Annotated in this window: 9 protein-coding genes and 1 pseudogene; 4 read left to right on the forward strand and 6 right to left on the reverse strand. The window is 71.5% G+C overall.

The annotated features are described in order from the left end of the window. A partial coding sequence (locus tag B7L92_RS35515) for an ABC transporter ATP-binding protein (protein WP_081241318.1) occupies nucleotides 1–555 on the forward strand: 555 nt, incomplete at its 5' end. Beyond that, entirely contained in the window at nucleotides 552–2,888 is a 2,337-nt protein-coding gene (locus B7L92_RS35520) for an ABC transporter permease (RefSeq protein ID WP_081241319.1), read from the forward strand. The genes B7L92_RS35515 and B7L92_RS35520, both read left to right, overlap by 4 nt. Nucleotides 2,889–2,947: 59 nt before the next feature. Here B7L92_RS35520 and B7L92_RS35525 read toward each other — a convergent pair whose 3' ends face one another. Then, a complete protein-coding gene (locus tag B7L92_RS35525) occupies nucleotides 2,948–3,892 on the reverse strand; it encodes a LysR substrate-binding domain-containing protein (protein WP_081241320.1) in 945 nt (314 codons plus the stop codon). Between the two features lie 133 nt (nucleotides 3,893–4,025). Here B7L92_RS35525 and B7L92_RS35530 point away from each other — a divergent pair, with 133 nt between their 5' ends. Both B7L92_RS35530 and B7L92_RS35535 read left to right on the forward strand, forming a co-directional pair. Then, nucleotides 4,026–4,580: a peroxiredoxin gene (locus B7L92_RS35530; protein WP_004983885.1), complete on the forward strand. Its 555-nt coding sequence runs from the start codon at nucleotides 4,026–4,028 to the stop codon at nucleotides 4,578–4,580. A 6-nt stretch (nucleotides 4,581–4,586) separates the two neighbouring features. After that, complete coding sequence (locus tag B7L92_RS35535) at nucleotides 4,587–5,120, forward strand: alkyl hydroperoxide reductase (protein ID WP_081241321.1); 534 nt, start codon at nucleotides 4,587–4,589, stop codon at nucleotides 5,118–5,120. A gap of 97 nt (nucleotides 5,121–5,217) precedes the next feature. Here the strand turns inward: B7L92_RS35535 and B7L92_RS35540 are convergent, their stop codons facing one another. The 5 genes and pseudogenes from B7L92_RS35540 to B7L92_RS35560 all read right to left on the reverse strand — a co-directional run. Then, the gene (locus B7L92_RS35540) at nucleotides 5,218–6,585 is read right to left on the reverse strand and encodes an AI-2E family transporter (protein WP_081241322.1); all 1,368 of its coding nucleotides are present in this window, start codon (nucleotides 6,583–6,585) and stop codon (nucleotides 5,218–5,220) included. A 158-nt stretch (nucleotides 6,586–6,743) separates the two neighbouring features. Beyond that, nucleotides 6,744–7,457 (reverse strand): aggregation-promoting factor C-terminal-like domain-containing protein, encoded by a 714-nt coding sequence (locus tag B7L92_RS35545; protein ID WP_081241323.1) that lies wholly within the window; start codon nucleotides 7,455–7,457, stop codon nucleotides 6,744–6,746. Nucleotides 7,458–7,876: 419 nt separating this feature from the next. Further along, nucleotides 7,877–9,202 carry an RNA 5'-3' helicase PhoH2 gene (phoH2, locus tag B7L92_RS35550; protein ID WP_081241324.1) on the reverse strand — a complete coding sequence of 442 codons (1,326 nt, stop codon included), beginning with the start codon at nucleotides 9,200–9,202 and terminating at the stop codon, nucleotides 7,877–7,879. Between the two features lie 338 nt (nucleotides 9,203–9,540). Further along, nucleotides 9,541–10,314: an isoprenyl transferase gene (locus tag B7L92_RS35555; protein ID WP_081241325.1), complete on the reverse strand. Its 774-nt coding sequence runs from the start codon at nucleotides 10,312–10,314 to the stop codon at nucleotides 9,541–9,543. A 170-nt stretch (nucleotides 10,315–10,484) separates the two neighbouring features. Next, nucleotides 10,485–10,756, reverse strand: a pseudogene (locus B7L92_RS35560) (hypothetical protein); the annotation flags it as partial.

Below are 10,756 nucleotides of genomic sequence, written 5' to 3' on the forward strand. Positions count from 1 at the left end.
GGCAAGTCGACGCTGCTGCACTGCCTCGCCGGCATCGTCATGCCCGACTCCGGGTCGATCCTGTACAACGGGCGCGAGCTGACCGCGATGAACGACGCCGGGCGCAGTGCGCTCAGGCGCTCGGAGTTCGGCTTCGTCTTCCAGTTCGGGCAGCTCGTGCCGGAGCTGACCTGTGTGGAGAACGTCGCCCTGCCGCTGCGGCTGAACGGCGCCCCCCGCAAGGAGGCCGAGCGGGCGGCGCTGACCTGGCTGGAGCGCCTGGAGGTCGACGACGTCCGCAGGAAGCGGCCCGGCGAGGTCTCCGGCGGCCAGGGGCAGCGGGTCGCCGTGGCCAGGGCCCTGGTCACGAGCCCGCGGGTGGTGTTCGCCGACGAGCCGACCGGTGCGCTGGACTCGTTCAACGGCGAGCGCGTGATGGAACTGCTCACCGAGGCCGCCCGGTCCACCAACGCCGCCGTCGTCCTCGTCACCCACGAGGCGCGGGTGGCCGCGTACTCCGACCGCGAGATCGTCGTGCGCGACGGGAAGTCCCGGGACATGGAGCGCGCCGTATGAGTGCCGGGCAGTGGGCCCGGGATCTGATGATGGGGACCCGGTTCGCCTTCGCCGGCGGACGCGAGGGGTGGGTCAGGGCGGTGCTCACCGCCGTCGGCGTCGGACTGGGGGTGGCCCTGCTGCTGCTCACCACCGCCCTGCCGAACGCGCTGGCGGAGCGCGACCGGCGCGAGGAGGCACGCCGCGACCACACCTACCTCCAGCAGACCATGCCCGCGGCGGACGACACCCTGGTCATCGCGGACGTCGACACCACCTATCTGGACCGGCAGGTCCGCGGCCGGCTGCTGGACCCGGACGGCGCCCGGGCACCGCTGCCGCCCGGTGTGGAGGAGTTCCCGGCGGCCGGCGCGATGGTCGTCTCCCCGGCGCTGAAGGAGCTGCTGGACTCCGACCGCGGCGAGCTGCTGCGCGAACGGCTCCCGTACGACGTGGTGGGCACGATCGGCGAGCAGGGGCTCGTCGGCTCGCGGGAACTCGCCTACTACGCCGGTGCCGAGGGGCTCGCGGAGCGGATCGACCGTTCCATGGTGGCCCGCATCGACGCGTTCGGCGGCCCCGATCAGCCGGAGACGGAGCTGGACCCGGTCCTGCTCCTGCTGGTCCTGGTCGTCTTCGTGGTGCTGCTGATGCCGGTCGCCGTGTTCATCGCCGCGGCCGTGCGGTTCGGCGGCGAGCGGCGCGACCGCAGGCTGGCGGCGCTGCGGCTGGTCGGCTCCGACAGCCGGGCGACCCGGCGGATCGCCGCGGGCGAGGCGCTCGCGGGGGCACTGCTCGGACTGGTCCTCGGCACCGGCTTCTTCCTGATCGGGCGTGAGGTCGCCGCCTCCTTCGAGGTGTTCGGCGTCAGCGTGTTCCCCAGCTATCTGAACCCCTCGCCGCTGCTGGCCCTGCTGGTCGCGGTGGCGGTCCCGGCGGCCGCGGTGCTGGTGACGCTGCTCGCGCTGCGCGGAGTGGTCATCGAACCGCTGGGCGTGGTGCGCACGGCGCGTCCCGCGCGGCGCCGGCTGTGGTGGCGGCTGCTGCTGCCGCTGGCCGGCGTCGGCCTGCTCACGCCCATGATCGGCCAGGGCCGGGAGAACGGGACCTTCAACCAGTACCTGGTCACCGGCGGCGTCGTCTGTCTGCTCGTCGGGGTGACCGCGCTGCTGCCGTGGTTCGTCGAGGCGGTCGTCTCCCGGCTCGGCGCCGGCAGCCTGTCCTGGCAACTGGCGGTGCGTCGCCTGCAGTTGAACAGCGGTGCGGCGGCCCGCATGGTCAACGGCATCGCGGTGGCGGTGGCCGGGGCGATCGCGCTGCAGATGCTGTTCGCCGGAGTGGAGGACGACTACACCGAGGCCACCGGCTACGACGTGTCCCGGGCCCAGATGCAGGTGAGGGTGCCCGCGGGCGTGGAGCTCCCCGCCGCCGCGGCGGAGCTGGAACGGACCGAGGGCGTACGGCAGGTCCACGCCCTGTCCGAGGGCTACCTCTACGACGCGCCGCCGCCGAAGGAAACGATGCTCGGCGCGTCGCTGACCGTGGGCGACTGCGCCACCCTGCGGGAGGTGGCCGAACTGCCGAGCTGCCGGGACGGTGACGCGTTCGTGCTCAGCGGCGGCGACTACGACGAGGACACCGCGGCCCTGAACGAGCCCGGCCGGAAGCTGTACCTGGAGGCGGGCGAGGACCCCGGCCGACCCGAGGCCCTGTCCTGGACGCTCCCGGAGGAGGTGAAGCGGGCCCACGCGATCGAGGACCCGACCGGCAGCAGGCGCAACGGCTTCCTGATGACCCCGGGCGCGCTGCCCGAGGCCATGGCCGAGGAGCTCCGCGGGGAGCTGTACCTGGCGGTCGACGAATCGGTGCCGTACGCCCTCGAGCACGTGCGCAACGCGGCGGCCGGGATCAACCCGATGACCGAGCCGATCACCTGGTACGCCACCGAGCGTTCCGAGCGCTTCGACTCCATCCGCACCGGCCTGTTCGTCGGCGCCACGGCCGTGCTCGCGCTGATCGGGGCCAGCCTGCTGGTCTCCCAGCTGGAGCAGTTGCGCGAACGCCGCAAGCTGCTGTCGTCCCTGGTCGCCTTCGGCACCCGGCGGCGCACGCTGAGCCTGTCGGTGCTGTGGCAGACGGCGGTCCCGATCGGGCTGGGGCTGCTGCTGGCGTCGGCGGTGGGCGTGACGCTGGGCGCGGTGCTGCTGCGGATGACCGCGACGTCGGTCCGCGTGGACTGGCCGAGCGTGCTGCGGATGACCGGGATCGGCGCGGCGGTGGTCGTGGTGGTGACCCTGCTGAGCCTGCCGCCCCTGCTGCGGATGATGCGCCCGGACGGCCTGCGCACGGAGTAGCCCGGCCCCGCCGGGGCGAAGGGGGCGGGAGGCGTGCGGGGCGCCGGGCGGGCCGCGGGTCAGTCCCGCACGATCCGCACCGGCAGGTCCCGCATCGCCTCGCGCAGTGCCGCCGCCAGTTCCTCGTACTCCGCCGCCCTCGCCGCGCCCGTGCGCATGGCGAGGGCGATGCGGCGGCCGGGGGCCGGGTCGGCGAAGCGGCCGGTGAGGAGCCGGCCGGAACGGGTGGTCTCGACCTGGACGGCGGTGTGCGGCAGCAGCGTCACCCCGAGGCCGCCCGCGACCAGCTGCACGAGCGTGGACAGTCCCGCCGCCGTCGTGGTGGCCGCGACTCCCGCGCTTCCGGCCTCCCGGCAGATGTCGAGGGCCTGGTCGCGCAGGCAGTGGCCCTCGTCCAGGAGGAGCAGGTTGAGCTCGCGCAGCGCCTTGCGGGGGATGCCCTCGCGGCCGCCGAGCCCGTGCTCGAGCGGTGTGACCAGCACGAAGTCCTCGTCGAAGAGCGGCAACTCGACCACGCCCGGGACCCCGAGCGGCACCGCGAGCAGCAGCAGGTCGAGCCGGCCGCCGGTCAGCCCGTCCAGCAGGCTGGCGGTCTGCTCCTCGTGCACCTGGAGGTCGAGCTGCGGATAGCGGTCGTGGACCAGCCGCAGGACCGTGGGCAGCAGATAGGGAGCCACCGTCGGGATCACCCCGAGCCGCAGCGCTCCGGTGAACGGCGCCTGCAGCGCGTCCGCCTCCTCGACCAGCGCTCCGACCTCCGCCAGCACCGACTTGGCGCGGGCGGCGAGCCGCTCGCCGGCCGGTGAGAGCAGGACCTTGCGCGTCGTACGCTCCAGGAGGGTGACACCGAGTGACTCCTCCAGCGCCGACACGGCGCCCGACAGGGCCGGCTGGCTCATCCCGATCGCCGCGGCGGCGTCCCGGAAGTGGAGATGCTCGGCCACGGCGGCGAAAGCACGCAACTGCGCGAGGCTTGGCTGCCTGCGCCTTTTACGCACAGTCACTGATAGCTACCTCCGATCAACACGACCGAGTGTAGCTATTTCACTCATCAATGCACTCTGTGCCAACATCAATAAGGTCCAACCCATGGGAAACACCCGTAAAATGGGTGCTTCTTCGCTGCAAGGAGAGCCTGTGCTCACTGTCGGTGACAAGTTCCCCGAGTTCGAACTGACCGCCTGCGTCTCGCTGGAGAAGGGCAAGGAGTTCGAGACCATCAACCACAAGACCTACGAGGGCAAGTGGAAGATCGTCTTCGCATGGCCCAAGGACTTCACCTTCGTGTGCCCGACCGAGATCGCGGCCTTCGGCAAGCTGAACGACGAGTTCGCCGACCGTGACGCCCAGATCCTCGGCTTCTCCGGTGACTCCGAGTTCGTCCACCACGCCTGGCGCAAGGACCACGACGACCTGCGTGACCTGCCGTTCCCGATGATGGCGGACTCCAAGCACGAGCTGATGCGCGCCCTCGGCATCGAGGGCGAGGACGGCTTCGCCAAGCGCGCGGTGTTCATCGTCGACCAGAACAACGAGATCCAGTTCACGATGGTGACCGCCGGCTCCGTCGGCCGTAACCCGAAGGAGGTCCTGCGGGTCCTGGACGCCCTGCAGACCGACGAGCTCTGCCCGTGCAACTGGACCAAGGGCGACGAGACCCTGGACCCGGTCGCGCTGCTGGCCGGGGAGTGACCTGACATGTCGCTCGACTCCCTGAAGTCCCGCATACCGGACTACGCCAAGGACCTGAAGCTCAACCTGGGCTCGGTCATCGGCAACTCCGGCCTCCCGGCCCAGCAGCTGTGGGGCACGGTGCTGTCGACGGCGATCGCCTCGCGCTCGGCCATCGTGCTGCGCGAGCTGGAGCCGGAGGCGAAGGCGAACCTGTCGCCGGAGGCGTACACGGCCGCCAAGGCCGCCGCCGCGGTGATGGCGATGAACAACGTCTTCTACCGCACCCGTCACCTGCTGTCGGACCACGAGTACGGCAACCTGCGCGCCGGTCTGCGGATGAACGTCATCGGCAACCCGGGCGTCGACAAGGTCGACTTCGAGTTCTGGTCCTTCGCGGTCTCCGCGATCAACGGCTGCGGCATGTGCCTCGACTCCCACGAGCAGGTGCTGCGCAAGGCCGGCGTGGAGCGCGAGGTCATCCAGGAGGCGTTCAAGATCGCCGCGGTGATCGAGGCGGTCGCCGCCACGCTGGACGCGGAGGCGGCCCTCGCGGAGTGACACCGCGCCCGCCCGCGCACCGGGCCCGTCCACCGTTCGCGGTGGGCGGGCCCGCTGCCGTACGGGGACCCGGTGCGGGCGGCGCGGCGGGTTCCCGCTACGGGGTGCGCGTGTCCCCCGGCCGCCGCTCCTCCACCGGAGCCGGCGGTTCCGTGCCGGTGGGGGCCGGCGTCCCGACCTGCGCCGAGGACAGCGCCGTCGCGCCCCGGGGCCTGACGGCCTGTCGTGCGGCCACCTCCCGGGAGTACGCGCGCAGGTAGACGGCGACGGTGTTGACGACCGCGACCAGCGGCACCGCGACCACCGCGCCGCCGATGCCGGCCACCATGCCGCCCGTGGTGACCGCCAGCACCACCGCGAGCGGATGGACCCGCACCGCGCGGCCCAGGATGAACGGCTGGAGGATGTGTCCCTCGATCTGCTGCACCGCCAGGACCACCACCAGCGTCATGACGCCCGTGAACACGCCCTGCGTGACGAGCGCGACGACCACCGCCAGCGCTCCGGACACCACCGCACCGACGAGCGGGATGAAGGAGAACAGGAAGATGAAGACGGCGAGCGGCACCGCCATCGGCACGTCGAGGAAGTAGATGCCCAGGCCGATGAAGATCGCGTCGATCAGGGCCACCACCACCGTGCCGCGCACATACGCCGTGAGCGTCCGCCACGCGGCCGGGCCCGCGCCGGCGACGCCCGGACGGGCCGCGGCCGGGACGAGCTTGAGCGACCACTCCCAGATGCGCCTGCCGTCGTAGAGCAGGAACAGGGTCGAGAAGACCGCCAGCAGAATGCCGGTGAGCGCCTCGACGACGACCGTCACGCCCTCGATGCCCGCCGAGGTGATCTGCTCGGTGTTGGCGCCGACCGCCTCCCGCAGGTTCTTGGCGATCTCGTTGATCTGCTTGTCGGTGACGTGGAAGGGGCTGTTGAGCAGCCAGTTGCGCAGCTCGTCGATGCCGTCCTGGATCTGGTCGGAGAGGTGGTCGATGTTCTCCATGACCTGCCAGGTCACGAACCAGCCGATGAGGCCGATCACGACGAACCCGAACAGGGCGGTCAGCGCGGTGGCCGGCCCGCGCGGCACCCCGATCCGGCACAGCCGCGCCACCGTCGGCTGCAGCAGCGCCGTGATCAGCAGCGCGGCCGCGAACGCCAGCACCACCAACTGGATGGCGCTGATGACCCGCATGAGCACCCAGAGGGTGCCGGCCAGCACCAGCAGCCGCCAGCCGACCTCGGCCGCGACCCGCACCCCCCACGGCACGGCCTGCGCCGGGTCGGGCCGGGGCTGGACGAGGGGGGTGTGGTCGGGCGACGGCGCGAACTCGGGGGCGCCCTCCCGTCCGGACTCCTCGTCCTCCCGGACGCCCCGCTGCGCCTCGGCGCGGCGCTGCTCCAACCGCTTTCCGGCCTCGGTCAGTCGGGCTCCCACCCGGTCGAGCCACCCTGGCACTCGCGACATGCTCCGTCCTCTTCCCCCGTTGCTCCCCACCACTCCCCCTGGAGTCGTCGGTCAGACCGTACAGGGCGAGAGCCCCGCGCCGTGGAACGGTGCGGGGCTCTCGTCGGGGTCGTGCGACGGCCGGGAGGCCGTGGGCCGGGGCCGGAGCTGCCCGGGCCCTAGTACCAGTGGTTGGCCTGCCAGAACGACCAGGCGCCGCAAGGGCTGCCGTAGCGGTCGTTCATGTAGCCGAGGCCCCACTTGATCTGGGTGGCCGGGTTGGTCTGCCAGTCGGCGCCGGCGGAGGCCATCTTGGAGCCGGGGAGCGCCTGGACCAGGCCGTAGGCGCCGGAGGAGGGGTTGACCGCGAGGTAGTTCCAGGTGGACTCGCGCTGCACGATGTTGCTGAAGCACTGGAACTGGTCGCCAGGGATCATCTGACGCGCGATCGACTGCACCTCGGCGACCGTGTACGAGCTCTTGACGGCGATCTCGGAGGCGTCGCGGGTCGCGGAACGGCTGGCGGCGGCGGCCTTGGCCTCGGCCTCCTCGCGCTCCTTCGCCTCCTTCTCCGCCTTCGCCTGCTTCTCGGCGGCTTCCTTCTTGGCGATGGCCGTTTCGGCGGCGGCCTTGCGGGCGGCCTCCTCCGCGTCCTTCTTGGCGCTCGTGTCCGCGGCGATGGCCATCGTTTCGGCCTGCTGCGTCAGGGACGCGGTCTGCACCTGGGCCTGCTGGCCCGCGGGGATGTCCGCGAGCAGCGTGGTGCCGCTTGCCGTCGCTTCGACGTCGTTGTTCTGCGCGGTGCTGCCCGAGGCAACGCCGACGACGCTTCCGACAGCGGTGACCGCGGTGGCCGAGGCCACTGCGAATCCCCGGACCGAGATCCGGCTCACACGGTTTCCTTCCAGCATCGCCCGCTTCGGTGACCCTCGCGGACGCAATCGTGCCCCTGGCACTGGCCTCCCCAACTAAGGGCCACGGGAGGCACGGGCCCGGTGGGCAACTCCCACAAGGGGAGTGCCGCGTGGTGCTCGGGCGGCATACGACGACGCTATGGAGTTGGAAGCGGTGCTTCTGTGGCGTCGTACCGCTGGGGGCACGACTGTGTCGTATGCGGGGCCTGACAGGAGTGAGACTCTGCCGTAATACGGCGCCGCAAGGCAATTCCCCGTTGCGTGTGAAAGCTCACACCTCGTTTGGCTCCGGGGCTTCCAGGAAACCCCCGCACACGCCGACGCCGCCCGGATAGGCTCTACGGCTTTTCCGGACGGCGCCAACCACCGTGCAATCCGCTCCTGTTGGGACGCGTGGGTCAGATCTGCCCGTCTTCGAGCATTTCGGTCACCAGGGCGGCGATCCGGGACCTTTCGGACCGCGTCAGGGTGACGTGCGCGAAGAGCGGGTGACCCTTCAGCTTCTCGACGACGGCGACCACACCGTCGTACCGACCGACCCTCAGATTGTCCCGCTGGGCGACATCATGGGTCAGAACGACCCGCGAATTGGCCCCGATACGGGACAGAACGGTCAGCAGGACGTTCCGTTCCAGCGACTGCGCCTCGTCCACGATCACGAACGCGTCGTGCAGCGAGCGGCCCCGGATGTGCGTCAGCGGCAGGACCTCCAGCATGCCGCGCGCGGTGACCTCCTCGATGACCTCGCGACTGGTCACCGCCGACAGCGTGTCGAAGACGGCCTGCGCCCACGGGCCCATCTTCTCCGCCTCGGTGCCGGGCAGGTAGCCGAGCTCCTGCCCGCCCACCGCGTACAGCGGACGGAAGACCATGATCTTCTCGTGCTGCCGGCGCTCCAGCACCGCCTCGAGCCCCGCGCACAGCGCCAGCGCCGACTTGCCGGTACCGGCCCGGCCGCCCAGGGACACGATCCCGATGTCCGGGTCGAGCAGCAGGTCGAGCGCGATCCGCTGCTCGGCACTGCGGCCCTTGACGCCGAACGCCTCCCGGTCCCCGCGCACCAGACGGACGTCGCCCTCGGCGGTGACCCGCCCCAGCGCCTTGCCGCGCTCCGACTGGACGGTCAGCCCGGTGTGCACGGGCAGGTGGGAGGCCTCGGGCACGTACACGCGCCCCTCCTCGAAGAGGACGTCCACCTGCTCGCCGGGCAGGGTCAGTTCGGACATCCCGGTCCAGCCGGAGGCGTCCGTGATGGCGAGTTCCGCGCGGTACTCCTCGGCCAGGAGGCCGACGGAGGACGCCTTGATCCTGAGCGGCAGGTCCTTCGACACGACGGTGACGTCGAACCCCTCGGCCTGCAGGTTGCGGGCGACCGCGAGGATGCGGGAGTCGTTGTCCCCCAGGCGGTAGCCACTGGGCAGCACACTGGGGTCCGAGTGGTTGAGCTCGACCCGCACGGTTCCGCCGAGGTCCCCGGTCGGAATGGGGGCATCCAGACGGCCGTACCGCACCCGGTAGTCGTCCAGCAGGCGCAGCGCCTGACGAGCGAAGTAGCCGAGTTCGGGATGGTTCCGCTTGGCCTCCAGTTCCGTCACCACGACGACGGGGAGCACGACCTCGTGCTCGTCGAAGCGGTTCAGGGCGTTCGGATCGGCCAGCAGAACGCTGGTGTCGAGAACATAGGTGCGCCGGTCTGGCTTGTGGCGCTTTGCGCTGGTCACCACGGAAGGACGTACCCCCTCGGATGAGGTCGGGGAGCGACGAGGCGGAGCTGGGCCGGTCCACGGCCCCCATGCACTGCGGGCCGGAAACCGGCCCTCCGCTGCTTCTTCCGTGCCGTGACCGCACGGTCGGGCTGGTGCAAAGGGCCTCCCGGGCGGGCGACTCCCGTGCCACCCGCTGAGATCCGACACCCGTGGTTCGGGTGTCGACCTGTCTGGGTTATGCCCTCGAACGAGCGCCGCCATGCCACACCACAGGGCGGCACCCTGGTGAACTCCGCGTGACCTGTGGTCCGTGCCGGGGTGTCCGGGCCTGCCCGGATGCCGCCCCGCGGCGCCGTTCAGCCGCCGTAGCGCCGGTGACGGGCGGCGTAGTCGCGCAGTGCGCGCAGGAAGTCGACCTTGCGGAAGGCCGGCCAGAAAACCTCGCAGAAGTAGTACTCCGAATGGGCGGTCTGCCAGAGCATGAATCCGGACAGCCGCTGCTCACCGCTGGTGCGGATGACGAGGTCGGGGTCGGGCTGGGCGCGGGTGTAGAGGTGACGTCCGATCATGTCGACGTCGACGGCCTCGGCGAGCTCCTCCATCGAGGTGCCCTTCTCATGGGCGTCGAGCAGCATGGACCGCACCGCGTCGGCGATCTCCTGGCGGCCGCCGTATCCGATGGCGACGTTGACCACTATCCCGTCGATGTGCGCGGTGGTCTCCTCGGCCTCCTTCAGGGTGGTCTGCATCCCGGAGGGCAGCAGGTCGAGCGTCCCGACGTGGTGCACCCGCCAGCGACCGTCGGCGGCGAGGGTGCGGACCACGTCCTCGATGATGCCGAGCAGCGGGACGAGTTCCTCCTTCGGCCGGTCGAAGTTGTCCGTCGACAGCAGCCAGAGGGTGACGACCTCGACGTCCGTCTCGGTGCACCAGCCGAGGAACTCCCCGATCTTGTCCGCGCCGGCCCGGTGGCCGTGGACGGTACTGGAGCCCGCGGCCTTCGCCCAACGGCGGTTGCCGTCCATGATGACGCCGATGTGCTTGGGCACCTGAGCGGTGTCCAGGTGGCCTTCCACCCGGCGCGCGTACAGCCTGACCAGCAGGCCGCGCAGCTTGTCGCGCAGGTTCACGTGATCGTCAGCCCCTCCGTACGGATCGGACAGGGGCGGCATCCGCCGCGGTCCGCGGCACACGGCCCGGCTTCGGCCGCGGGCGAACCCTGTCCGTATGGCAGTCCCCGGGGGCGAAGCCTACCCCTGCCGGGGCGGGGGTCTTCTCAAAGCCCCGGGTGGTCCGTTCGTCAGAAGTACGGGGGCGGTACACCGTTCGCGTGATGCCGCCGGGGCCGGCCGCCCGCGCCGCTCCGAGCGAGCAGGACGACGACGGCGATCGCGCCGCCGAGCGGCGGGGTGCCCCGCGGAAGGCCCTGCGCCGTCGCGCCGAGGGCGGACAGGGGCTGGGCGGAGACCGGGACGGGGGAGGCGATCCGCGCGCCGTTGCCCGCCTTCGCGCGGCGGGGCACCGGGCGCCGGGTGCCGGGGACGGCGGGAGTCCCGGTGCCCGGGCGGGGGC

Origin of the sequence: Streptomyces viridosporus (assembly GCF_002078235.1) — a bacterium.
GTDB classification, from domain to species: domain Bacteria; phylum Actinomycetota; class Actinomycetes; order Streptomycetales; family Streptomycetaceae; genus Streptomyces; species Streptomyces viridosporus.

Coding starts and splice junctions, on each gene's coding strand:
- B7L92_RS35520 (WP_081241319.1), top strand. CDS start 552: ATGAGTGCCGGGCAGTGGGCCCGGGATCTGATGATGGGGACCCGGTTC.
- B7L92_RS35540 (WP_081241322.1), bottom strand. CDS start 6,585: ATGTCGCGAGTGCCAGGGTGGCTCGACCGGGTGGGAGCCCGACTGACC.
- B7L92_RS35535 (WP_081241321.1), top strand. CDS start 4,587: ATGTCGCTCGACTCCCTGAAGTCCCGCATACCGGACTACGCCAAGGAC.